This is a genomic window from Desulfosediminicola flagellatus (assembly GCF_005116655.2).
Lineage (GTDB): Bacteria > Desulfobacterota > Desulfobulbia > Desulfobulbales > Desulfocapsaceae > Desulfopila > Desulfopila flagellata.
This window is the reverse complement of the sequence record NZ_CP050698.1, coordinates 5,982,492-6,007,608: the sequence shown is the minus strand read 5'-3', so window position 1 is coordinate 6,007,608 and position 25,117 is coordinate 5,982,492. Positions and strand designations below refer to the sequence as shown.

The following is a 25,117-nucleotide window of genomic DNA, read 5'->3' as shown; positions in this document are numbered from 1 at the left end:
TTCTATAGTTATTTAATGAAAAAACAGAGTGTTAATAACCAAACCATACCATTCCACCGGTTGTAATTTTGTTACGTATAGTCAGGAAGTACCCTCTATAAACAAGTAATTGTGGTCTATCTCCGATTGATGCCCGAAGAATCCGGTCGAAAAGAATTGTCTCGCAAACCGTACATTGCTGGTATATCTTCAATAATATCAGCATCTCTTTATTGCAGGTTACAGATACTTTTCAATCTCGGTCAGCATGATTTTCACAATCACTTTATCAGAGAGAAATCCAGTGGGGACGATTTGAAGACGCACGCATGCTTTATCAGTCAGAATCGTTTTGGTTCCGGATACTCTCACTTCAATATACAACCTCTCTTATACACAAAAGAATATGGACGATAATAACGCTGCACGTGACCTTCAGGAGCAGGCTCTGGAAAAAACAACTGAGCGCCTTGGCCCTGAGCACCCGGAGACCCTCACTTCAATGACCAAACTCGCCATAACCTTGGCAAATCAGGGACTGTGGAGCGAAGCTGAACATCATGCTCGCATCGCCTGGGAAATACAAAGCAAAAACCTTGGCAATGAACACCCCGATACGGCCACTTCAGCCTGGGTCTATTTCAACTGCCTGCATAAACTTGAACGTCACGAGGACGCTGTAAAAATTATCCGATCGCTTGAGTGGCTATGCAAATCTGTGGACGAATCGCTTCCCTCGGATCTTCGTGAGCTTCGCAAACACTTACAACCGTTCTTTACAGTTCGAAAAGAACACATTCAACCCGCCCCCCCCCCTCCCAATGTACAAAAGGCAGCAGAAGCTCAAAACTTAATGCAGCAGGAACAATGGGCAGAGGCTGAAGAGATTTGGCGTCAGCTTTACAACGAGCATGTTGAAAACGATGGTGAACAACATCCAGACACGGCTCAGGCCGCGTTTATGCTCTACCAATGTCTATATCGGCAAGAAAAAACACAATCTGCCCAAACTGTACTGGAGAGTCTACTCTGGGTCATCGAAACTGATGAAACAGAAATGCCAGATAGTCTCAAGCAGCTAAGAGCTGTACTCCGCAGAATTACCGGAGCAGAGACGCCCGAAGAACTTCTCCAAAAACTCTCTGACCTCGAAGAAGAGCATGGAGAGACAGCCTCGCAAGTACTTCTGGCTAAAGCTAATACAGCCGTTTATTTGGCCAGCAAAGAGGAATGGGCACACGCTGCTAATCTCTTCGGCAGTCTCCATGAATATCACCTAGAGCAGGACGGTGAGCAGCACCCTCATACCGCCCTCATTGGCTGGAATCACTTCATGTGTCTTCATAAACAGGATAAACATGAAGACGCCAGAGCAGTTTTCAAGGCTCTCTCCTGGTTGCATAAAGTTGATGAAAACGGGCTACAGGAAGAACTTCGCGGCCTTCGAAAGCAAATCGATGAGTTCATTGGAGACAAGGCCAACCCATACAGCTAAAGGAGAATACCAGACGGGCAAACTAGAGGATTATCTGGCTTTTCACCAAATTTTGAAGGCCACCACTTGTTAGGTTGATATAGAAGGAAATCTGCAGGCGATTTCTTCTAGTAAGTCAGCAAAAGTAAGTACCAATTGTAGCGGTTCAGCAAAATAAACCTAGATATTGAAACAGGGCAATTGTGCCCGAAAACCCCGTTGATATCATATTATCAGGGCAAATTGACCTGATAATCAATGGTTAGCATAGGTAAAAAATAATTATGAAGAAAATATATAGCTTTTATTTTATTTAAACACATGAGAAGACAAGAGATTGAAAATGCACTTAACGGTATTGACATTTTATTGGAAAACCACATCTATGAGGAAAAATACTATCAAGAGTGGTTTGAAGAGAATCCAATAATATTTGATCTTTTAGGATTTGATAAGGTTATCCCACACGCAATTTTAAAAACTGAACGTGAAACATTTATACCCGATTTTATAGCACGGGACATTGACTCATTGTGGTCCATTGTAGAAATTAAAAGACCTGACACTACTGTTCTTAAGTCAGCCAAACGACGTAAAGAATTTTACAGTTCATTCAGGGAATATATTTCTCAGTGTCATGAATATAATGAGTTTTTTGATGAAGCCTTGAATCGCGACTCTTTTAAGACAAAATACAATGAAGAAATTCACAAAAACTTAAAAGCGTTCATTATAGCAGGAAGAAATGATGGCCTTGACAAATTTGAAATCCAAAAAATCCTCTATCGAGAAGGTGGTAAGACACAGTTAAAAACTTATGACGATATTCGAAATTATTTAGAATACCATTGGAATAAGAATTATTCTAAATTTGATTCACTTAAAGGATTTACAATTTGCAGCGCCGTAAAGATTCACAAACACCATGACGTTGAAAATTTTATTTTTGATTTTGGGAATAATCCTCATAGCAATAGAGCATCGCTTTATATAGACAAAGATGGAACCCTGAATTTAAGAGTAATCGATGGATTAAAGTATACGCATTTGGTGAAGATTAAAGAAGGATCACATGGTTTTAATTATAATGAACCGATTTATATTTTGTTCGAATTAGGAGTTACAGCAGAATCTACCATAATTACTCTTGAGATAAATGGAGAGCATTTTAAGGATATAATTATAGATAATGTTAACTTTGATGACTCCTGCATCTTTGATAAGGTGAATAAAAGTTATATGAATTTAGTTGTTGGTAGTGATTTGTTGGAAAAAGCTAAGTGCTTGTTTGAGCTTGGAGAAATTGCGATTTATGGTTTAAAAGTTCCATTTAAAGACAAAACACAAATTCGTATGTACTATTGGGCAAATATGGAAACAATGGAATTTCCTATATTTTTAGGGAAAAGCAAAAAATATGGGATAAGTAAAACTCATCGAAAATATTATTCTGGAACAAGGTTCAATGTCCCGCATCATATTAAACTAATTCCTTTTTAAAAAATAACACATACGAATTTGCTAACAAACGGGTCAACACGGACTCGCTGACGCTCGCCGGTTACCCTCCACGTTAGCAATAATGAAATTGGAATTGCACCCGTTTAGAAACATTTCAAAATTTGAGGTTTTGTGAAATTGTATAACAAAAAAGATTTGAGTACTGAATGAAATGAACTTAATTGATTATGCTCCTGCATTCTTATCTGCTATCGCTTCAGTAGCTGCTGCTATTGCTGCCTTTGGATCATTGCAAATCAGTAGGCAGTCTAAACTCATAGCTAAGCAAAGTGCTTTGGCCTCCCACCATAACTCAGCTGCGATTCAACTATCATCTGCACTTCAATTGCTTAGAACACAATCAAAAGAATTTTCAGAGTTTAATTATTCTATGTGGGTAGATTGGTCGAGAGAGATTCAGGCAAAAGACAATTGTAAGTTGGGAGGAACTAACCCTAGGCCTTTGCGACATGTCCTCACTAATGCAAGCGAAATGCTAGCTAATTATGGATATAATCGTCGAAACAGGTACACATATGTTCAACGATCAATACTTTCAGTTATTAGAGAAGGTGTTTGTAATTTAAATGATACTGAGTACGACAAGCTTCTTAGGAAAGCAGATGGTGAATATAGTGATTTTGAAAGTATCTTTGGGACTCCCCCTTTAAGTAAAAGTATAAGTACAGCTCCTGCTTTTCGATGGGCTTGTTACCAAATGAACAAGAGAGTTACTAGCGAAGATTGGCAGAAAATATGGGAAAGTGCATGGTTGGAAAATGGCTGGTTATATAGGTATGCAGCTAATTATTCTGAGATTTACCCAATTGTCGAAACTGTTTTAAAGTCACTCAAATCAGAGAAGTCTAAACTTGAACATGGTGTATTTCCTCTTGAATCAAATTCTTCACTATGTACGAAATATAATCAACTGATAGATATGTTAGAAGCTTTTATTAACGACAGTAATATTGACCAATTTGAAATATATCGAAATTGGTCTTATGAAGAGGAATAGAGTCAATTAGTAGTGTGTTCAATGGCGATTGCTGCTTTCAATATAAATCTATTAGATAATATTTATGCAATGCAAGATTAGCTGACAACATGGCTAGCACATGCTCTTGCTAACCAGCCAATAAACACGGACCCGCAAACAGCGCGGGCAGGTTACCAAACCTCACCGCGGGGTTTATAGGTTATGTGAACAAAAAACACAATAGGTCGAAATACAATGCAGCTTGAATATTCAACGTGGTGTGAAGTTGAAGACTATCTAAAATCTAGAACAGATATCATTATTCCAATCGGTTCAACAGAACAGCATGGACCTATGGGGCTGATTGGAACCGATTCAATATGTCCCAAAGTTTTGGCGAATGGTATATCGGAAAGAAAAAATATACTGATTGCTCCGACAATAAATTTTGGAATGTCACAACACCATATGTCGTTTCCTGGTACGATTACACTCAGACCGACTACAATGATAGCATTAATAAAAGACGTTATTCTTTCATTGACAAGCCATGGTTTTACACACTTATTTTTTCTTAATGGCCATGGCGGAAATGTAGCTTCAGTAACCACAGCGTTTTCAGAAATATATGCAGAACATAGCCTTAACAAAGAGCCATCTTCTGCACATTTTCATTTATGGAGCTGGTATGACGGTGATCGGGTAAAAGCTTTATCTGAGACATCTTTTAAAGACGCAGAAGGCTCTCATGCTACACCGTCAGAATTATCACTGAGTTTTTATGCTCATCCAAGTGCAGTAAAAAATGTTGAGTTACCACAAGAGTTATCTTCAAATACTAATTTCAGAGATTGCTTTGATTTCAAAAACAACTTTCCCGATGGGAGAATGGGGGCTGACTCTTCTCTAGCATCTGTTGATATCGGCCAAGAATTTTTCGAAAGAGCAATAGAAGATATTCTTGAAAGGTATGAAAAATTTTATCACCTTTAATTGAGTTGGTAACTTTACCAATTCTCGATACCGAATTAACATCCTAGAATATCGAGCATTGTCCAGAATCGTGTAACATTCAGGCCAGACTCCACTCTGGAGTCTGGCCTGATATCTCTTGCTATCACTTCACTCAAATCATTAAGCAAATTTCGCTTTAGCCTGCTTCCTGCGTGCATGAAGAATAGGTTCGGTATAGCCGTTTGGTTGTTCTATACCGCTAAAAACCAGTTCACATGCGGCCTGAAAAGCGACACTGTTTTCAAAATCCACTGCCATTGGCCGGTAGGCTGAATCACCTTCATTCTGTTTATCTACTACTCCGGCCATGCGCTTTAACGTTTCCATCACCTGTTCTTCAGAACAGATACCATGATGAATCCAGTTGGCAAAATACTGGCTGGAAATACGTAACGTCGCCCGATCTTCCATCAGGCCGACATCGTTAATATCAGGCACTTTTGAACAACCTATCCCCTGCTCTACCCATCGCACAACATACCCGAGAATTGACTGAGCGTTATTGTCGAGTTCGCGCTGAATAGCCTCTGGCGCAAGTTCTTCTTTAAGTAAGGGGATGGTGAGTAAATCGGCTAGCTCCGCCTTTTCCCGGCTGGCAAGTTCTCGCTGGATTGCAAAAACATCTACCTGATGGTAGTGCATTGCATGCAACGTTGCTGCTGTCGGAGATGGTACCCAGGCACAATTGGCACCTGACTTTGGATGTCCGATTTTGTCTGCAACCATCTCTGCCATCATATCCGGTTTGGCCCACATGCCTTTACCGATCTGGGCACGGCCCGAAAAGCCTGCTGCAAGACCAACATCGACATTGTTATTTTCATAAGCAGCAATCCACCGCTGATTCTTCATATCGTCTTTCTTCACCATCGCGCCAGCTTCCATGCTGGTGTGAATTTCATCTCCCGTACGATCAAGAAAGCCTGTGTTAATGAAAATAATGCGGTCTTTTGCCTGACGAATGCACTCTTTGAGGTTCACTGTTGTTCGCCGCTCTTCGTCCATGATCCCGACTTTAAGCGATTTGGCACGAAGCCCCAGCAGCTCTTCTGTGCGGCTGAACAATGCACAGGTGAACGCAACTTCTTTAGGGCCATGCATCTTTGGTTTTACAATATAGACACTGCCTTCACGGCTGTTTGCGAATTGTACATTGCCATTCTGCTCATTTTTAGCCACGTATGCCGTAACCATTGTATCCAGAATGCCTTCAGGTATCTCCTCACCATTATAGAGCACGGCATCGGTGGTCATCAGATGGCCGACAGTACGAATCAGCATAAGGCTTCTGCCTGAAAGTGAGATCGTCCCGCCATTTGCCGCGATATATTCACGATCACCATTCATTCCGCGCTCCACCACCTTACCGTTTTTACTAAAGCTGGTGGTGAGGTCGCCTTTAATCAAACCAAGCCAGTTAAAATAGGTCAGTGCCTTGTCTTCGCCGTCAACCGCAGCAACAGAATCTTCACAATCGCAGATGGTGGTCATTGCAGATTCCAGCAGAATATCCTTAACACCGGCAGGGTGACCTTTACCAACCTGACTCTGTCGATCTATCTGGATTTCAAGATGCAGTCCATTTTTCTTAAGCAATATCGACATGATTTCATCATCTTTAACATACCCGACGAACTGATTTGAATCCGCAAGGCCAGATGACTTGCCATCACTCATGGTAGCTGTAAGCTGGTAGTTACCTTCACTCTCTTCAATTCTGTATTCCTGCACATCACCATGACTGCCTGTTGCCAATGGTGCTGCTGAATCAAGAAAACCTGTGCCGTAATTGATAACTGCAGCGCCTCTAACGGGGTTATATCCCGCAGTCTTCTCTGCTCCATCAGTTTCGGGCAATACATCGGTGCCATACAGTGCATCATAGAGACTGCCCCAACGGCCATTCACCGCGTTCAGGGCGTAACGGGCGTTGGTAACCGGAACAACAAGCTGAGGCCCGGCAATTGTTGCGATCTCGCTATCAACATTTTCAGTGGTAATGGTGAAATCCTGGCCTTCCTCAACGATATAGCCTATCTCACGTAAAAACGTCGTATACTCTTCAAGGTCAAAAGGCTGATCCTTTCTTGATGTATGCCAGCTGTCAAGTTTGTGCTGAAACTCATCACGCTCCTGAAGAAGTTCCTTGTTTTTCGGCATCATTTCCGCAAGCATTGTTTCAAGCGCCGACCAGAACTTCTCAGCAGGCAACCCGGTGCCTGGTGCTATATGTTTTTCAACTACATCATGCAATGGCCCGGCAATTTCAAGATTACCTGTTCGAACCCGATTTTCCGTGGATATATTCATACAGCCCTCCGTAAACCAGGGAAACTCCCTGGGAATTCATCGTATTACAGCCTCTTTTCACATCGTATGCATGTATCATATTTCAGATGAACATCGATATTGGTTGGGCCAATTCTACATAATCCTCCGCAAAGTGCAAGATCTTCACCTGAATTAATCTGATCAAACGATACCACCTGCTTAGCACAATGGACAAATTCGTATACAATACTCTTATGATTCAAGGACGATACGTTATTTGTGCAGTTCTGCTCTTTTCGGTGAAGGGATGATTCTCCTCGTAACTGAGGCAACCTGGCTGGTAAAACTGAGCGAAGGTCGGAGACACACGATAAACGTGAAGGTCACAATACCCGGTTGAAAGCGAAGTATCAGAAGGCAACGGAAATGGCAGTTTACTGCTGACAAGACGTTGAATCAGCCTGATAATACGTCTTGGACTTATTGTCAGCAGGGTACGATCAGCTTATAAGATTATAGCCGGTTTCGCGGGAAAGACCTGAAAGCGCCTGAAGGTGAGCACGTTGGACCGTTGCCAAAAGTGTTTCCACCTCACGAGTCATGCTCTGAGTAACCAGATCAAGCTCTACACCACAAAAGTACGCAATACTCGTTCGTTTGCGTATCCGCGAAACATGGCGAACCTTTGCATTAACCTTGAACAGCTCTTCGCCATCCTTAATCACCTTCAGCTTTCTCGTTTCATTTTCCAAAAAATTATTAACATCCTTTTTTTCCAAGGAAAATGCCAAACCGGTTGCGCTGACATTTATTATATCTGTCATTATATCAGGCTGTTTACGCTTACCAGTTATATGTACTTTCAAATCAAAACCCTTCGTAACTTTTGCCCGGTATTCCCGTTCACCTTTCAGTAGCCGGCCAATTACGGGGAACTGGAACTGTAGTACAGGAAGATTCTCATATTTATTTGTTCTGAGGAATGTCGTACATAACTCGACAGCAAACGATTTTGTGAAAAAACGCATTACAACGCTTTGACTTTTTTTAATGTGGTAATTGCCAATCGAAGGTTCCATTGGCAACGAAGTGATATGGGTCATATCCTGAAAATATGCTCCGGGTGCTGACGCAGCCCGCACCTCATCAGATGCGTTTTCTTTCTCTTTTGCCGGCCAATCGATAATCCTGGTAAAATGAGGGTTATCATTATAATCAAACCGAACTTCTATCAGTTTTTCGTCCAACAAGGCTGTTTGCAGATAAGGAAGGAAATCTTCAGGCTTAATAAATAGCTTCCTGGAATTCATATCATACTTAACTGATTCGATATTAAGCCCTTCACCAGGAAAGAATCCCTTTAGTTGTTTCAGGAGTTTATCGTAATCTACTGCACTTTCCTGATCAGCCATTGTTTCTCGTCACTCCCTTGACAGTGCTATTGAATAGAACAGAATCTTCTCGTGTAATACCATATCTGTGATTTTCTCATAATTTCAGTATTTATAGAATTTTTTTTTGTGATTTTTGTAGATAGTTTTCATCCTAAAACTCTGCATTCTATTCAATGCAGAGGCGCAGTTCAGCTTTTTACTGCAAGCATATAGCTGATATTCCAGCTGACATTCTGAAGATAAAAATTTTGGACCCCACGCTGATATTGTCTAGCAGGGGCGTTTCAGGATGGGAACCAGATGGGAGAACTCAATGTGCAATGGTTTCCTGTATTTTAGCGGCCAGGTCTTTAGTGCGGAAGGGTTTCTGGATAAAGCTAACATTTTCTTCAATCACTCCACGATGCACTATAGCATCCGAAGTATACCCGGACATAAACATCACCTTGATGTCAGGACATTTATCTTTCACAATCTCTGCAAGTTGACGGCCGTTCATTCCCGGCATAACCACATCTGTCAACAACAGAACGAAATCCTGGCACCCTGACTCAAACAGTAGAAGCGCCTCATCCGGGGAGTGGGCAGACGTCACCGTATAGCCGAATGTTTCAATCATCCTCTGTGTCATCTCGCAGAGTGTGACATCATCTTCCACCAAAAGGATTTTACCAACACCCTTTTGTACAGGAAGCGAATCCTGAACCTCAGCGACTGGCTTTACACCAGCATCAACACGCGGAAAATAGAGATTAAACGATGTGCCGACACCCGGTACACTCTCTACAGTGATAAACCCGTTGTGCTGCTTAACAACTCCATAGATCATGGCAAGGCCGAGGCCAGTTCCTTTACCAATGTCCTTAGTTGTAAAAAAGGGCTCAAATATATTTTCAACAGTGTCCGGATTCATGCCGACGCCATTATCTGTTACAGACAGTTTTACATATTTACCCGGTTTAGTATCGGTGTGCTCTCTGCAGTAATCTGCGTCAAACGACACATTAGCTGTTTCGAAAGTAAGTTTGCCTCCATCCGGAAGGGCATCACGGGCATTGATCGCCAGGTTCACCAACACCTGGTCTATCTGAGTAGGATCAATAAGAATATAATCAAGATCAGCAGCCGGGTGAAAACTCAACTCAATATCTTCACCTATAAGGCGGGCAAGTGATGTCTCAATAGAACGGTAAATATCATTAAGCAGACATAGTTGCGGAGACGTCACCTGCTTGCGAGAGAAGGTCAGCAGATGGCGGGTAATATCGCGTGACCGTCTAGCTGCTTTTTTAATATCATTGAGTTGCTCATGTACAGGGTCATCCTCTGCAAGACGCGTTTTAGCCATCTCAAGCGAGAGAAAGATGACTGCAAGCATATTATTGAAATCATGGGCTATACCGCCGGCAAGTCGTCCGATCGACTCCATTTTTTGCGACTGCATCAACTGATTTTCGAGTTGTTTGTGCTCAGTAATATCAGCGTGCGTACCAATCATCTGAATAGCACTGCCATCTTTTCGACGCAGAACCGCTCTGCCCCGACTAAGGATAGTACGCCATGTCCCATCTTTTGCCTTCATACGAAATTCGATATTGAATTGCCGAGTCTCATTATTTACGCATGCAGTGTTTGCCGCGATGGTAGTTTCACGGTCTTCAGGATGAATAAGCTGGTACCAACTGTCAATAACAGCTGGGAATTCATCTGCCTCATATCCCAGCATTCTGTAGTACTGAGGACTGAAGTACATTTCTCCGGTTTCAACATTCCAGTCCCAAAGGCCGTCATTCGTGGCATCCATTGCAAGCCTGAAGCGCTCTTCGCTCACCCGAATTTTCTTTTCTGCCTCAAGTCGTTCTTCTATCTCAACACGCAACAGCCTGTTATTTGCCTCCAGTGCGGCTGTTCGTTCCGCGACCTGCGCCTCCAGATTTTCATGTGATTTCTGAATAGTATCAGCCATGTCATTAAAAGCCTGCGCGAGCTCCCTCACCTCATCTCCGCCCACTTCCGGCGATCTGGCGCTCAGGTCTCCGGTTCTGATCTTTAGCGCGGTTTTACTTAACTGCTCAAGAGGACGGGCAAGCTGGCGAGCGACAATAACAACCAGCAGGATTACAGCTCCCAGCCCAATAGCCAGAACACCTAACGATACAACCAGGCTTTTTCTAACAGGAGCATACAACACATCCTGATCCAGGTTGACGATCATACTCACCGCAAAATCGGAAGCAAGACGCATATGGCGCACAACAGACATAACCGGAACACCCCTATAATCAAGCGCTTCTACAAGCCCATCCACACCCCAGGCGGCAAAATCAGCAGAACGGGTTTTCAGCCTGTATTCCAAGGGCTTTGCAATTGTACCATTGGGCAGACTATGCCTGAGAGGAGTAAGCAGAGTCTGGAACATATCTATTAGAATAATCTCCCCTCCAGCCCCCAGTGAACGTTCAATACTCAGGAGTTGCTCTAAAAAGGTTTCTATCGATATTTTAAAGATAACGATACCGTTTACACCTTTCCCATCAATTGCCTGAACAGTTGAGAGAAAAAGAAGCGATGTCTGCAGATCATCAGGCATTTTGACAAATGCGATGTGGTTATCCCAGAGAGTACCTTCAGGAAGTTTCAACTCATCAGACGTAAGAACAGTACCGACTCGTGATGTTTTTGTTGATGCAACTATCAGTTTACTTGCAGGGTTTAAAAGGTCGATTGAACCATAGAGTCCATATGCTGACCGTACCTGTTCCATCTGGTGCAGGACACCTTTCAAAAGTGTATTGTTGAGTAGAAAGTCGTGCAGTTCTGGAGGGCCATTTTGATTCGTATCGATAAGCCGTGCAGCCTCTTCTGCTCCACTCTGCACAGGTAAACTTGATGAAAAAAACTTCAGATCCGCTAACCGCTCAGTAAACCAATGAGACATAAGCGTTTTCTGCTGGTCAGCCAGCACCTGCATCTCTGCAACAGCCTTATTCGTATGCAGATCGTATTCGCCTTTTACACCGAGCACAGGTATCCCGAAAAGACTGATCATTCGAATAAGCAGCAGAACAACTGCCATGCCACCTCCAAAAAACAGCAGCATTCTTGATCTCAGTCCGAGCGAAGATATCTTGCCTAATACGAATTTCACGATGTTTTCCTAATTCACTATATAGTCAAAGGTTAAGGTCTCATATTTTTCCAAATCAGTTAACACTTCCCGAACCAACTCTGCCCTCAGACTATTTTGCACCTGCTCCCATTGTGCCTCTTTTTTCATCTTTCCTTTTTTCTGGAGCAATTTAAATGCTCTGTAGAGATAGCCGCCTTCATCAAATTCATTAAACGGAATAGACGTGTTCCCCACAAGAGCGAGGTTCTCTCGTATTCGCTGCTTGAACTCAGCAAGAGATAATTTTGACTGCTTACCCAGAAACGCTTCTGTTCCCGCAATTGACCACTTTGCCCCCAGACTGAGGTTGGCATCATTTGCTTTCAACCAATAAATGGCCCGCACATATGCCGCCAGTACGTGTCTCGCCACCTCCGGATATTGCTGTGCAAATCCTTTACGCCAATATGTGAAATCTGAATTGAGAAACTGTGAAATAATCTTAAGCCTCTTATTGGCGGCAAGTGCAGCCGAAGGTACCGGCTCCCAGCCTGCGAAGGCATCGATCTCTCCACTGACAAGAGCGCCTGTCAATTTCTCTATATTCATATCTATCATCTGCATATCGGACTCATGGAGCCCTGCCGCTTCAATTACAACCAGCAATCCAAGATGTGAAGATGTCCCGGCAGGATAAGCGATACGCTTTCCTTTAAGGTCCACAATGTTTGTATACGTGTCAGATGATACCACTGACGCCTTATCCCGCTTCGAAATTGCCACCACTTCAATGTCTCCCTGTGTTGCCAGGGTAAGTGTGGGGAAGTCTCCCGCCATGGCTATATCAAGCTTACCCTGAAGCATAAAGTGGTTAATATCCGGACCGTTATAAAATGGCAGGGGTCTAAATACCATATCGTGTGATTCAAGATAGTTCGCCAATATCTTATCTCGTTTCATCACCTCTGGGACAACCGCATGTAGAACACCAAGTGGCTGGGCGCCAAATCGCACAACATGTTGCTCATTACCAAAATCATACTCTGCATATGCCGGATTTGTTCCGGGTTTATCGGCAGCGCCCCATGCTGCTACGCCAATACACAGACTTCCCAGAAACGCTAATATAGTCCAAAACGTTACAACCCGACCCGATCGGAAATTATTGCACATTACAGATCCCCCTGCAAAGTTTGGAACAAACTGATAACTCAAGAGTCTATCTCACAATTGGTGTCATTCCACTGTAGCAGAAAATCAGGCCCATAACAAAAGACACATCATCAGTCGCATACGTAGATGCTACGATTATATATACGTAATGAACCCCTCTTCCACTATCAGCCCTCGTTCTCTCCAAAGAAGAAAAAAACGTACTCTGAACAACTGCACTGTGTGCAAAAAAGGTAACTCTCAACTGAGACTATCCGCATCAAAACGCTCTACCCCTTCAAAACACTACATTCTTCAAATTGGCACACTACCTGCTAGTAGAAGTGTAAATCAGGAAAGCTGTTAAAACGCTTTTGGGACACATAGACGCGGCTGTATCCCAACAAAATATATCAGTCATAGGACTGAATGAGAAACGAAGTCAGTGTGCTAAAAGGGCAGGTAAGCGGAGCATAGCGAAGACTCCGAACAAGATCCAATAGGTAAAGGTTTACAGAGTACTAAAGTAAACAGGTTACTGATTCACACTAATGCTGCTTTTCCAAACAGCACTATGCTTGTGCGGAGAAGTAGTTCCTCCCCCTGCGGTTGCTACCCCCCCCCCGGCAACCGCAGGGTTCTGATACACCTGACACTGTTTCAGAAGTATGCTGCAGCTGTCAGTTTACATAATGCGCTCATCGTATTTGCAAGAATTGATGAGAGCTGACTGTTCACGCAGTCATTAAGGAAGCAATGAGGACTACAAGCACATCTCCTGCTTCCAATGAGAAATGGATTCACCAAAATTCTGTACCCCCCATGCTGTTCTTTCTCCCCCCCAGTATAGGGTGAGCACTCATAGTGCTCACCCTATACGTCCTTTTGCCAGGAGCTTGTAACAATTCTCTAGGAGGCTGTCCGACAATGGCCTTTCGAAGTCTACGCTATCTGCCCAAACTCTTCGGAATTTTAAAAAAATAATGCTCGCAGATAAGCGAATGAAATGAGACTTCGATATCAACCATATGGCTCTGCTTGATTTTTTAAAAAAGTCTTGATCTGTGAAAAAATAGCTATTACCCGACAGACTCCTAGGAGGCAGTCCGACAATGCCCTTTCCACCCATATCTTCGTTAAACTCGAAAAATTATCCTCGGAATATCGAATATATGCCTCCGGTATTTTTTCGAGTTTGCCTTGATCTGAGCGAAAAATTCTATTCTCGGACAGCCTCCTAGCCAATCCTGATGATCTCGCAAAAAGTCATCTTAGATGCACAAATGGGCTCTAGAAAAAGCTCGGGCTTTTTATGAGTCCATCAATCTTAATGACACTGCTTATTATCTGATTATACTATTGGATAATACCGAAATATTTCTATTATTGCTGAACAGTACAGGAGAATCTGGTGATCACATGTAACGGGCCGATCCTCATAGTTGAAGATGACAGAAACACCTCACGTCTGGTGGAAACCTACCTGCAACGGGAAGGATTCTCTACTATCGCCTCCTATGACGGTGAGCAGGCACTGGCAATGGCCCGTAGCCACAATCCGGGCTTTGTTATTCTTGATGTTATGCTCCCTAAAGTAGATGGCTGGGATATTTGCAGGCAACTCAGAAAAGATTCAGATGTCCCGATACTTATGCTGACAGCGCGGGAGGAGGAAATTGACAGAGTAATGGGGCTATCGCTTGGTGCAGACGATTATGTGGTTAAACCTTTCAGCCCGCGTGAACTTGTTGAACGGGTAAAAGCAATTTTACGTCGAACCCAATCACGTCCGGCCCCTGAACAAACTGTTCTGACGCACAACAGCCTCACCCTCGACCCGGAAAAGCACAAGGTGACTCTCTCCGGTAAACCTGTCAGCCTGACTTCTTCAGAGTATAAATTGCTTGAAGCCCTTATGTCTTCGCCAGGCCGAGTTTTCACGCGGGATGAACTGCTCAATCGATTCTATGATCACGGTGAAGCGGTGATCGATAGAGTTATCGATGTGCATATCGGCAAACTGCGCCAAAAGATAGAAGCCAACCCTTCTCAGCCGCAGCTCATTCTGACTGTACGAGGGTTCGGTTACCAATTTGCCGAACCGGATGAGGAGTAAAGCCTAAAAGATGAAGAATAGACTGTTATGGAAACTCTTGCTGACGAATATCATCCCTGTGATTGGTGTTATCTTCCTGATCGTCTGGCTGGCTATAGACAAACTCGCAGCTAACTACTTTATGGCACTGATGGACATCTACGAGGTGTCGCCTGACCACATTCATCAGATGTTTCTCACTTCGATTCACCATTATCTTGTCTGGGCAAGCCTTGCAGCACTGGCTCTTGCCTTTGTGCTCAGTTTTTTGCTCACCCGGAGGATTCTGCGACCACTTTCCCAGATGACTGCAATAACCAGAGAACTTGCTGCCGGGAACTATTCGTTGCGTGCTGATATTACCACTGTTGATGAAGTCGGCGAACTCGGCAAGGCGTTCAATCAAATGGCAAATAGCCTTGAGCAGGTAGAACAACTGAGAAAAAACATGGTTGCCGATGTGGCTCATGAACTACGCACCCCACTTACCAATCTTCGTGGGTATCTCGAAGCGCTAAATGACGGTGTCATCCCGCCAAGCCCGGAAACATTTACCATGCTGCAAAAGGAAAACCTGCATCTGGTACACCTTGTCGAAAACCTTCAGCAGCTAGCACGGGCCGATGCAGCAAAAGCGTACCTCAAGCTTGAGAAAATCGCTCTTGCCGACCTCGTGAAGCAGATGCTCGCCTTGAACCACAGCTGTTTCCAGAAAAAAGCAATCACTGTCGAGACCGACTTCCCCGAAAATCCAGTCATCATTTCTGCAGATCGGGATAAAATTCTGCAGGCAATTCGAAACCTGGTGGATAATTGCTGCACCTACACCCCTGATTCAGGTCAGGTGAAAATTAGCATATCGCGTACTGAAAGACAGGTCACCGTCGACTTCCAGAACAGTGGTCCCGGAATTTCAGAGGCCGATCTGCCCTATATCTTTGAACGATTCTTTCGAGCTGACCGATCACGATCACGAAACAGCGGAGGAGCAGGTATAGGACTCGCCATCACCAGAGAACTCGTCGAAGCCCATGGGGGAAAAGTTGGAGCTCAAAGTGTTTCATGTGAAACACATGTCTGGTTCAGCCTGCCCGCATAACGCATCCCACAATGTTTTTTTGCATCTTTACACAATCTTTACATTCCCTTTAACCCTCCTTTACCTTCACTGCCTATTGTATCAGTCATAGAACAAGGAGGCTGTCCATTACCCATATCTTCTCAGCTTTTGCGCAATCTGTAAGGCTGAAGTTTTGACTTATGGGTAATAGGCAGTCCTAAGAACATGACCATTCTGTTTTGATCAGGAAATCATCCTGCAACCACCTCCTTCAACTGTGGAGAACATCTATGAAATGGCTTATGGCATTTTTACTCATCGCAATAACAGCTTCTTATCAGAACCCGCCGACGCTCTTTGCAGAAAATTCTCTAAGTCAGACAAAAGAGGCCACCTTCGTTGTAGCCTGATATGACGTAGGTAAATCTGCCCTGGATGGGCAGCCGGGAATTATCGCTGTTGATAAAGGGTGGCGAAACCACAGTGAAATAAATACCGTTACCTTTGATGCAGATATGACAAATATCAACGAGATCGAAAAACAACTCAAAGAGTCCGGTACATATATTCGAACTCTCTCTTCGAATGAAAGCCAGTAAAACCTGCAATGGGCACGACCCGATTACACGAAAACCCTTGAGGAGTCTTATGAGAAACCTAATAACCCTGACCGCACTACTCATGATTGTAACGTTTGGTACTGTTATAGCCAAAAATATGGAATCGACACCTGCGACTGAAAGCAAAACTCTCGTGACGGATACGATGAATACAGGATCTATAGAAAAAGCGCTTTTTGCCGGCGGCTGTTTCTGGTGTATGGAAAAACCATTTGAAGAAATTGATGGCGTTATCTCAGTGGTTTCTGGCTATGCGGGCGGAAAAACAGAAAACCCTACATACAAAAATTACGAACGTGGTGGTCATATTGAGGTGGTTGAGATCACCTTTAACACAGACAAAGTGTCCTACAACGATCTGCTGGATGTCTACTGGAGACAGATTGATCCTACAGATAGCGGCGGCCAGTTCGTCGATCGAGGATATGCCTATTCTACGGCTATTTTTTACTATTCAGATGAACAAAAAATGGCAGCAGAGCAATCCAAATCATTGCTTAATAAAAGCGGTATCTTCAAGCAACGGATTGTAACCCCAATCCAGCCAGCAGCCACCTTTTACCCTGCGGAAGAGTACCATCAGGATTATTACCGTAAAAATCCGATCAGGTATAAATATTATAGAAACGGGTCAGGCAGGGACACCTTTTTAAAAAGTGTTTGGGACAAGGAGAAACCAAAGAAAATGAGCAAAAGTCAACTCAAGTCACAGCTCACCAAACTCCAATACCATGTCACCCAGAACGAAGGAACCGAACCGCCGTATAAAAATGAATACTGGGATAACAAAAAGCGCGGAATCTACGTTGATATAGTTTCTGGAGAAGTGCTATTCAGTTCCCTGGATAAATATGATTCCGGCACAGGATGGCCCAGTTTCTCCAAACCTCTGGTAAGCGAAAACATTGTCGAACATGAAGACAAAAGCCTTTTTTATACGCGAATCGAAGTGCGTTCAAAGCACGGTGATTCTCATCTTGGCCATGTGTTTAATGACGGCCCGCAACCGACTGGTCTCAGATATTGCATCAATTCAGCTTCGCTTCGATTTGTTCCTGCAGAAGAACTCGCCGAAAACGGCTACGACGAATGGCTTAAAGTTTTTTTCTAATGAATACCTTTACGCTAAAATCGTATAAAAATTGTTCGCAACCAAACGTTACTCGTATTTCTCATTATAAATACAACGAGAAATGCTAGTAATGTTTGTCAGGCACAACCACATGGATTATATTGTTTCTCTGCGTGTTAACATCGTATTTAGTGCCTAAACAAAAATCTGCATTTTTTTTTCACGTTCAAAGCAGTCGATGATTTTAGCCCAATGAATACATTACGTATCTCGGAGTCTCGTGCCTCGCTTACCTGGAGTCTCGTGCCTCGCTTACTAGGGAAATTGGCTGTTTTCGGTCGGGCACGACTTAGCCGGGAGACAAGTAAATGAGTTCACAGTTTATCCAGGCCCCTGGTGCGATCGTCATGATCCGCCCACACAGGTTTCACCCAAACCCGGAAACCGCATCCGACAACGCATTCCAACGGACAGACGGGCACCTCTCGTCCAAAGAAATTGCCCGCCTGGCCCGCCGTGAGGTTACCGAAGTTGCGGCCCGACTTGAGCAGGAAGGGGTTCGGGTACACATTTTTGAAGACCTCGGCGAAAAAGAAACTCCTGACTCAGTCTTCCCGAACAACTGGTTCTCCACCCATTCTGGCGGCCATATCGCAATATACCCGATGTTTAATCCCAGCCGTCGTCGTGAAAGGCGCTATGACATTATAGAAATGCTCAAATCGGAATATCGGGTGCAAGATGTTATCGATTACTCCTGCCTCGAATATGACGATCTCTTTCTTGAGGGCACCGGTGCCATGGTTCTCGATCATATTGCCCGTGTTGCTTACACAGCGCGATCAAACAGGGCAGACCCTATCCCGCTTGAACGATTCTGCACACACTTCAACTTTGAACCCATGGCTTTTGACACCGCTGATGAGCATGGAAACTCGATATACCACACTAATGTGATGATGTGTATCGGTACAGAATTTGCCCTGGTCGGCTTCGACATCATACGAGACCCCAAGAGAAAAGAAGAGATACGCGAACGAATACAGGATATGGGCAGAGAGGTTATATCGCTGACCAATCACCAAATTAATGAATTTGCCGGAAACGCCATGGAACTCGCAGCTGGTAATTCACGTATTCTTGCAATCTCAACACGAGCTGCAACCTCGCTTCTGCCTGAGCAAAAAGAGATCATCGAACAATCTGCGAAAATCGTTGAACTCTCAGTACCGACAATTGAGCTTGCAGGCGGATCTATCCGTTGTATGATGGCCGGAATTCATCTCGCCAAACGGCACTGAGATGTGATAGTTTTGGCTGTAGTTGCAGCACTACAGGCAACCACAATTCAGGTAGATTATTACAGCGGCATGACGTATGCGTCGACCTGCAAAAAAACTGTACTTATGATAAATCCGGGCTAAGCAGAACCGGCATATTTCTGCTTATGAGAAAACGTTCAGTCAGTAATCAATTACATACTGGAGTAAACACGATATTTATTGGGTTATCTGTCGATTGTTCTGACATTTTCCAACAACGAATTATATTGACTTTATTGCGCTTATAATTTAAATGGCGTTTCTCAAATTTGGTCAGATGCGCAGGCGGAGATAATCCGCCCCGGAAATAGAAACACTGCAACCCCGAGGTACGCGATATGTCGCAGGAATTTTTCGGAAAAGAAAAATGGAACATCAAAGAAGCAACCGATTATTACGGTATTGATAATTGGGGTGCCGGATATTTCTCGATAAACGATTCGGGTGATGTGGTCGTCACACCTTCCGGAGCGGATAACGGGCCGAGTCTCAGTTTGAGAAAAGTGGCGAGAGAGATTGAAGCACGAGGTCTTTCTATGCCAGTGCTGTTGCGGATTGAAAACATCCTCGGCTCACAGATCAAGCTGTTGCATGAAACCTTTCGCAAAGTAATTCGTGATAATGACTACCGCGGTGTTTACAAGGGGGTTTTCCCCATCAAAGTAAACCAGCAGGAACAGGTTATTGAGGCGATCAGCCAGTTCGGAGGCCAGTATAATCACGGACTTGAGGCGGGAAGCAAACCTGAACTTATTGCAGCGATCTCTATGCTGAATAACCGTAGTGCCTGCCTGATCTGCAACGGTTACAAAGATGAAGAATTTATAGACCTTGGACTTCACGCCATCAAAATGGGCTACCAGGTCTTTTTTGTAATTGAGGTCCCCGGTGAGATCGACCTTATAATTGAGCGCGCTAAATTCCACGATGTCAAACCTGCGCTTGGTTTCCGCATCAAACTTTCCACCCAGGCTGATGGCCAGTGGGCTGAGTCTGGTGGAGATGCAAGTGTGTTCGGCCTCGGCATGAGCCACATTATTGATGCTATCGACAGGCTTAAAGCGGAAGGTATGCTCGATTGTCTGCAGTTACTGCATTATCACATAGGCTCACAAATTCCAAACATCAGTGATATCCGTGCCGGAGCGATGGAAGCCTGTCGTCTCTATGAAGAGCTGGTTCTTGAAGGTGCCCCAATGGGATATCTTGATCTCGGCGGTGGCCTTGCTGTCGACTACGACGGCTCCAACACCAACTCGCACTCAAGTCGCAACTACTCAATGGAAGAGTATTGCTCTGATATCGTTGAATCGATCATTACGGTTCTTGATAAAAATGACATCCCGCATCCGACAATCATCACAGAATCGGGCCGGGCAATTGTCGCTTACTATTCCGTGCTGATCTTCAATATCCTTGATATCAGCTCATTTGAGCCACCACCAATCCCTGATAAGCTCCCTGAAGTAGACAACGACCTCCTGGAAAACCTGATGGCCACCTATAATATGGTCTCAACAAAAACAATCCAGGAGTGTTGTAACGACGCATTGTTTTATCGCAGTCAGGCTCGCCAGCTGTTTAAACACGGCCATATTACTATTAGAGAAAGAGCGATTGCCGAGAATCTCGTCAAACATATCCTGATTAAAATATCCGAGACGTCCAAAGAGCTCGACCACATCCCAAAAGATGTTGAGAAGATTAACAGGCTCATTTATGACGTGTATTACGGTAATTTCAGCTTGTTCCAATCGCTGCCGGATGTGTGGGCTATTGACCAGATTCTACCTTTGATGCCAATCCATCGGCTTAAGGAAGAACCTACACGACAAGCAATCATCTCGGATATAACCTGTGACTGTGACGGAAAAATTGATAAATTCCCGGACACCTATCAGGACAAGTCAAGCATTTTGCTCCACCCTTTACAAAACGGTGATGAGTACTATCTTGGTGTTTTTCTGGTAGGTGCTTATCAGGAGACACTGGGAGACTTGCATAATCTCTTCGGAGACACCAACGTTGTATCAATTCATGTAAATGATGATGGAACATATCAATTCATGCGTGAACTTGAAGGTGACTCAGTAGCTGATGTACTCTCGTATGTAGAGTACGACTTGCGGGCAATTAAAAACAGGCTCAAAAACATCGCTGAAGATGCTATCCATAAAGGATATATAACAGCACGTGAACGAAAATCCATCCTTGCCGGTTTTGAAGAAGGTTTGCGGGGATACACATATTTTGAAAAAGAGTAACTGCTCACAGAGCACCAAATCTTTCCGCGATCAGTCTGGTTTACGTATGACATATACGTTTCACCAATCTGCTTGCGAAAATCTTCGGCACCCTGCAAGCAGCTACAAATACAGAGGTTTAAAAAACCAAGTCGCTTACCCTGTAAATAGTTACGAAAAAGAATAAATCAGGTCACTTCTGAAATTTCACATGTGTTATGTGTTTCAGAACAGATACTCATTAACCGGAATTACTGTTGTTCAAGGAGAAAAACATGTCACGGGTACTCATTATCGGAGCCGGCGGAGTCGGCAATGTTGTGGCAAAGAAATGTGCTCAGCACAAAGAGGTTTTCACTGATATCTGGCTGGCAAGCCGCACCGTATCTAAATGTGATGATATCGCTCTTCAAGTGAAAAATCTCTATGATGTCGAGATTAAGACAGCAGCTGTTGATGCGGACAAGGTGCCTGATCTGGTTGAGTTACTGAAAAAGATCAAGCCGGTGCTGGTAATAAATGTCGCTCTTCCATATCAGGATCTGACCATTATGGATGCCTGTCTTGAGTGCGATGTTAATTATCTTGATACCGCCAACTATGAGCCTGAAGACACAGCACATTTTGAGTACAGCTGGCAGTGGGCATATCAGGAGAAGTTTAAAGCAAAAGGATTGATGGCAGTACTTGGTTGTGGTTTTGATCCGGGTGTTACCAACATCTTCTGCGCCTGGGCCCAGAAACATCTCTACAGCTCTATTGAATCCATTGATATTCTTGACTGTAACGCAGGTGACCACGGACACCCGTTTGCCACCAACTTCAACCCGGAAATAAACATCCGCGAGGTTACCCAGATAGTACGCCACTGGAAAGATGGCGAATGGATAGAGACCCCTGCTATTCTTGATGATGACTGCGTACATTTCACCTTCGACTACCCGGTAGCCGGCCCGCGCGAGAGTTATCTTCTCTACCATGAAGAGATGGAATCACTGGTAAAACATATAAACGGTCTTAAGCGTATCCGCTTCTGGATGACGTTTGGTCAGCCATACATTACTCACCTTAAAGTACTTGATAATGTAGGCATTACCCGTATTGACGAAGTGGAATTTGAAGGCCAGAAAATTGTGCCGATCCGTTTTTTGAAAGCACTGCTGCCCGACCCTGGCTCTCTTGGCAGCAACTACACCGGTAAAACAGTTATCGGCTGTGTGTTCAAGGGTGAAAAAGATGGCCAGCCTCTGCAAAAATATATCTACAACGTCTGCGATCACGCGGAAGCGTATGAAGAGGTGCAGTCTCAGGCAGTATCCTACACCACCGGTGTGCCAACAATGATTGGTGCCATGATGATGCTGAAAGGTATCTGGAAGGGTGAAGGTGTATTTAATGTTGAGCAACTTGATCCTGATATGTTCATGGAAGAGTTGAACAAGAACGGGCTGCCATGGCAGGTTGTCGACTTTGAAGGTAAGCTCCCTGAATAGCAATTTTTTTTTAGATAAACCTGTTAATGAATACTATTGATCAGAAAACCCTGGCTGATTTTCCTGCACGGTTAACCAGCCAGGTGGAAACGCCCTGCTACCTGATAAGCGAAGACGCAGTACGACGTAACTGTGAACTGCTTGATCAGGTGCAGCAGCGAACCGGCGCAAAGATTCTCTTGGCATTAAAGGCATTTGCCCTGCCTGCACTGTTCCCGCTTATCCGTGAATATCTGCACGGGGTGTGCGCCAGTGGACCGATCGAGGCCCAACTCGGTCGTGAAGATTTCGACCGTGAAGTGCACTCATACGCACCAGCCTATACACCAAAACAGCTGGAACGGGTTATCCGCTATTCCGATCATATTCTGTTTAATTCTATCAGCCAGTTTCAGACTCATCACGCCGCTGTCCAGTCAGCCGGCAGAAATATTGAAATTGGGCTTCGGGTAAATCCGGGTCATGCCGAAGTTGAAGTGGATATCTATAACCCATGTCTTCCCGGATCACGATTCGGCCTGAACCCTGAAGATCTCGAAGGTATAGATCTTTCTGAAATATCCGGGCTGCATTTTCATGCCCTTTGTGAACAGAATGCTGATGTATTTGTTCGGGTGCTTGAATCGTTTGAAAAGCGATTCGGTAAATTTATACCCCAGATGAAGTGGATAAATTTCGGGGGCGGTCATCATATAACCCGTGATGATTACGATGTTGATCTGCTCTGTGAAACCCTATCCGCCTTTCGCAAACGATATAACAATATCCCAGTGTATCTCGAACCGGGTGAAGCTGTGGTGCTTAATGCCGGAGTGTTCGTGACATCCGTCATCGACACTATGTATAACGGTATGAATATCGCAATTCTTGATTCTTCTGCAGAAACCCATATGCCCGATGTCCTCGCTATGCCCTATCGTCCACATATCGTTGATAGTGGTAAAGAAGAGGAGTTGGCACATACATACAGACTTGGTGGAATCTCATGCCTGGCTGGTGATATAGTCGGTGACTATTCATTTGAAGAACCGCTTAAGCCGGGTAAACGTCTGGTACTTACCGATATGGCACTCTATTCGTTTGTGAAAAACACCACATTTAATGGTGTTGAGCTGCCTTCTATATATACCTGTACTCGTGCTGATTCAGCACCAAAACTGGTACGCAGCTTTAGTTATAATGATTTCAGGAGCAGAATCGCATGAAGAGTACAGGGGAAACAATACTGAATTTTCATGGTGATGATGTCGCTCCGTCTCATCCGGAGAACGCGCTCTTTCATGTAATCCCTGTACCTTTTGAGAATTCTGTATCTTACGGAACAGGCACCGCGGACGGTCCTGCAGCCATACTTGAAGCCTCGTCCCAGCTTGAACTCTTAACAGGCAATAATGTACCTGCAGACCAGGGAATATATACAGCTCCTCCTGTTGACTGTTCCGGATCATGTGAGGATGTTCTACAACGCATTTCTACTGAGGTTAACACCACCCTTACTCTCGGGAAAATTCCGGTAATCCTCGGTGGAGAACACACTGTAACCTGCGGAGTAATTCCTGCTCTGAAAAACTATTTCGGTGAATTTGGAGTTATCCAGTTCGATGCTCATGCCGATCTGCGGGACAGCTATGAAGGCTCAAAATACAGCCACGCCTGTGTTATGCGCAGAATCCATGAGCAAAACATCCCGATCTACCAGTTGGGAACACGCAGCTACTCCCTTGAAGAACATAGCTATCGGGAAACACATAAAATCCCATTCAGAGACAGTGAAGATATCAATAAAAACGGACATAAACTGCAACTGCCTGCAGATTTCCCTGAAAAGGTATTCATTACTTTTGATATAGACGGCCTTGATGGTGCCATCATGCCCGCCACAGGCACCCCGGTTCCCGGTGGTTTGAGCTGGTATCAGGCAATGTGGCTCATTGAAGAGATAATGAACACCCGCATCTGTATCGGTTTTGATGTTGTTGAATTTGCACCTATTAAAAACTTCCATGGCTATTCTTTTGCTGCTGCCCAGCTTGTCTACAATATTATGGGCTATCTGACCGGAAGTAAAATACATACAATCCACCACACATTCGCTGCCAGATAACACATAGTATAGCCGCCACAAACCATTTTTGTAGACATCTCCCACATCACCAAGATACATTAACACGTTAGGTATTTCTGGATATCGCTAAGGCATTTTGATATCATTTGTTTGTAGTTTCACGGGAAATACCCTCTGCTCCGAATTTCTCCTCAATGTAATTTTGATTCCAAAAGAAAGACACTCTGTCATTTGAGATGATTGTTTTTTCAATATGAAATCAATCTGTTGAGTTT

The 25,117-nt window shown here is 44.0% G+C and carries 16 protein-coding genes; 12 read left to right on the top strand and 4 right to left on the bottom strand.

The window, feature by feature from the left end; translation table 11 throughout:
- The first annotated feature begins 385 nt into the window (after positions 1 to 385).
- The 4 genes from FCL46_RS24920 to FCL46_RS24905 all read left to right on the top strand — a co-directional run bounded on the left by FCL46_RS24920 (position 386) and on the right by FCL46_RS24905 (position 4,925).
- Positions 386 to 1,474, top strand: a complete 1,089-nt coding sequence (locus FCL46_RS24920) for a tetratricopeptide repeat protein (protein WP_136809193.1) — start codon at positions 386 to 388, stop codon at positions 1,472 to 1,474.
- A 300-nt stretch (positions 1,475 to 1,774) separates the two neighbouring features.
- A complete protein-coding gene (locus tag FCL46_RS24915; protein WP_136809192.1) occupies positions 1,775 to 2,953 on the top strand; it encodes a Shedu anti-phage system protein SduA domain-containing protein in 1,179 nt (392 codons plus the stop codon).
- A 172-nt stretch (positions 2,954 to 3,125) separates the two neighbouring features.
- The gene (locus tag FCL46_RS24910) at positions 3,126 to 3,971 is read left to right on the top strand and encodes a hypothetical protein (protein WP_136809191.1); all 846 of its coding nucleotides are present in this window, start codon (positions 3,126 to 3,128) and stop codon (positions 3,969 to 3,971) included.
- A 216-nt stretch (positions 3,972 to 4,187) separates the two neighbouring features.
- Complete coding sequence (locus tag FCL46_RS24905) at positions 4,188 to 4,925, top strand: creatininase family protein (RefSeq protein WP_136809190.1); 738 nt, start codon at positions 4,188 to 4,190, stop codon at positions 4,923 to 4,925.
- Between the two features lie 141 nt (positions 4,926 to 5,066).
- On the opposite strand, the gene FCL46_RS24900 is transcribed toward FCL46_RS24905, so the two are convergent.
- The 4 genes from FCL46_RS24900 to FCL46_RS24885 all read right to left on the bottom strand — a co-directional run bounded on the left by FCL46_RS24900 (position 5,067) and on the right by FCL46_RS24885 (position 12,893).
- On the bottom strand, positions 5,067 to 7,256 hold the full coding sequence (locus FCL46_RS24900) for a malate synthase G (protein ID WP_136809189.1): 2,190 nt from the start codon (positions 7,254 to 7,256) through the stop codon (positions 5,067 to 5,069).
- 461 nt (positions 7,257 to 7,717) lie between these two features.
- Positions 7,718 to 8,629, bottom strand: a complete 912-nt coding sequence (locus tag FCL46_RS24895) for a PilZ domain-containing protein (RefSeq protein ID WP_136809188.1) — start codon at positions 8,627 to 8,629, stop codon at positions 7,718 to 7,720.
- Positions 8,630 to 8,921: 292 nt separating this feature from the next.
- On the bottom strand, positions 8,922 to 11,759 hold the full coding sequence (locus FCL46_RS24890) for a PAS domain-containing protein (RefSeq protein ID WP_136809187.1): 2,838 nt from the start codon (positions 11,757 to 11,759) through the stop codon (positions 8,922 to 8,924).
- Between the two features lie 9 nt (positions 11,760 to 11,768).
- The gene (locus FCL46_RS24885) at positions 11,769 to 12,893 is read right to left on the bottom strand and encodes an NrtA/SsuA/CpmA family ABC transporter substrate-binding protein (RefSeq protein ID WP_136809186.1); all 1,125 of its coding nucleotides are present in this window, start codon (positions 12,891 to 12,893) and stop codon (positions 11,769 to 11,771) included.
- A gap of 1,390 nt (positions 12,894 to 14,283) precedes the next feature.
- On the opposite strand from FCL46_RS24885, the gene FCL46_RS24880 reads away from it, so the two are divergent.
- The 8 genes from FCL46_RS24880 to speB all read left to right on the top strand — a co-directional run bounded on the left by FCL46_RS24880 (position 14,284) and on the right by speB (position 24,881).
- On the top strand, positions 14,284 to 14,988 hold the full coding sequence (locus tag FCL46_RS24880) for a response regulator transcription factor (RefSeq protein WP_217909517.1): 705 nt from the start codon (positions 14,284 to 14,286) through the stop codon (positions 14,986 to 14,988).
- 10 nt (positions 14,989 to 14,998) lie between these two features.
- Positions 14,999 to 16,066 carry a sensor histidine kinase gene (locus FCL46_RS24875; RefSeq protein WP_136809185.1) on the top strand — a complete coding sequence of 356 codons (1,068 nt, stop codon included), beginning with the start codon at positions 14,999 to 15,001 and terminating at the stop codon, positions 16,064 to 16,066.
- Positions 16,067 to 16,675: 609 nt separating this feature from the next.
- A complete protein-coding gene (gene msrB, locus FCL46_RS24870) occupies positions 16,676 to 17,758 on the top strand; it encodes a peptide-methionine (R)-S-oxide reductase MsrB (protein ID WP_136809184.1) in 1,083 nt (360 codons plus the stop codon).
- Between the two features lie 329 nt (positions 17,759 to 18,087).
- Entirely contained in the window at positions 18,088 to 19,020 is a 933-nt protein-coding gene (ctlX, locus tag FCL46_RS24865; protein ID WP_136809183.1) for a citrulline utilization hydrolase CtlX, read from the top strand.
- Between the two features lie 359 nt (positions 19,021 to 19,379).
- Positions 19,380 to 21,305: a biosynthetic arginine decarboxylase gene (gene speA / locus FCL46_RS24860; RefSeq protein ID WP_136809182.1), complete on the top strand. Its 1,926-nt coding sequence runs from the start codon at positions 19,380 to 19,382 to the stop codon at positions 21,303 to 21,305.
- Positions 21,306 to 21,559: 254 nt separating this feature from the next.
- Entirely contained in the window at positions 21,560 to 22,777 is a 1,218-nt protein-coding gene (locus FCL46_RS24855; protein WP_136809181.1) for a saccharopine dehydrogenase family protein, read from the top strand.
- 26 nt (positions 22,778 to 22,803) lie between these two features.
- A complete protein-coding gene (gene nspC, locus FCL46_RS24850) occupies positions 22,804 to 23,982 on the top strand; it encodes a carboxynorspermidine decarboxylase (RefSeq protein WP_136809180.1) in 1,179 nt (392 codons plus the stop codon).
- Positions 23,979 to 24,881, top strand: coding sequence for an agmatinase (gene speB, locus FCL46_RS24845; RefSeq protein ID WP_136809179.1), 903 nt, complete (start codon positions 23,979 to 23,981; stop codon positions 24,879 to 24,881). Before nspC ends, speB begins: the two co-directional genes overlap by 4 nt.
- The last annotated feature ends 236 nt before the right edge of the window (positions 24,882 to 25,117 follow it).

Coding starts and splice junctions, on each gene's coding strand:
- FCL46_RS24920 (WP_136809193.1), top strand. CDS start 386: ATGGACGATAATAACGCTGCACGTGACCTTCAGGAGCAGGCTCTGGAA.
- FCL46_RS24915 (WP_136809192.1), top strand. CDS start 1,775: ATGAGAAGACAAGAGATTGAAAATGCACTTAACGGTATTGACATTTTA.
- FCL46_RS24910 (WP_136809191.1), top strand. CDS start 3,126: ATGAACTTAATTGATTATGCTCCTGCATTCTTATCTGCTATCGCTTCA.
- FCL46_RS24905 (WP_136809190.1), top strand. CDS start 4,188: ATGCAGCTTGAATATTCAACGTGGTGTGAAGTTGAAGACTATCTAAAA.
- FCL46_RS24900 (WP_136809189.1), bottom strand. CDS start 7,256: ATGAATATATCCACGGAAAATCGGGTTCGAACAGGTAATCTTGAAATT.
- FCL46_RS24895 (WP_136809188.1), bottom strand. CDS start 8,629: ATGGCTGATCAGGAAAGTGCAGTAGATTACGATAAACTCCTGAAACAA.
- FCL46_RS24885 (WP_136809186.1), bottom strand. CDS start 12,893: ATGTGCAATAATTTCCGATCGGGTCGGGTTGTAACGTTTTGGACTATA.
- FCL46_RS24875 (WP_136809185.1), top strand. CDS start 14,999: ATGAAGAATAGACTGTTATGGAAACTCTTGCTGACGAATATCATCCCT.
- msrB (WP_136809184.1), top strand. CDS start 16,676: ATGAGAAACCTAATAACCCTGACCGCACTACTCATGATTGTAACGTTT.
- ctlX (WP_136809183.1), top strand. CDS start 18,088: ATGAGTTCACAGTTTATCCAGGCCCCTGGTGCGATCGTCATGATCCGC.
- speA (WP_136809182.1), top strand. CDS start 19,380: ATGTCGCAGGAATTTTTCGGAAAAGAAAAATGGAACATCAAAGAAGCA.
- FCL46_RS24855 (WP_136809181.1), top strand. CDS start 21,560: ATGTCACGGGTACTCATTATCGGAGCCGGCGGAGTCGGCAATGTTGTG.
- nspC (WP_136809180.1), top strand. CDS start 22,804: ATGAATACTATTGATCAGAAAACCCTGGCTGATTTTCCTGCACGGTTA.
- speB (WP_136809179.1), top strand. CDS start 23,979: ATGAAGAGTACAGGGGAAACAATACTGAATTTTCATGGTGATGATGTC.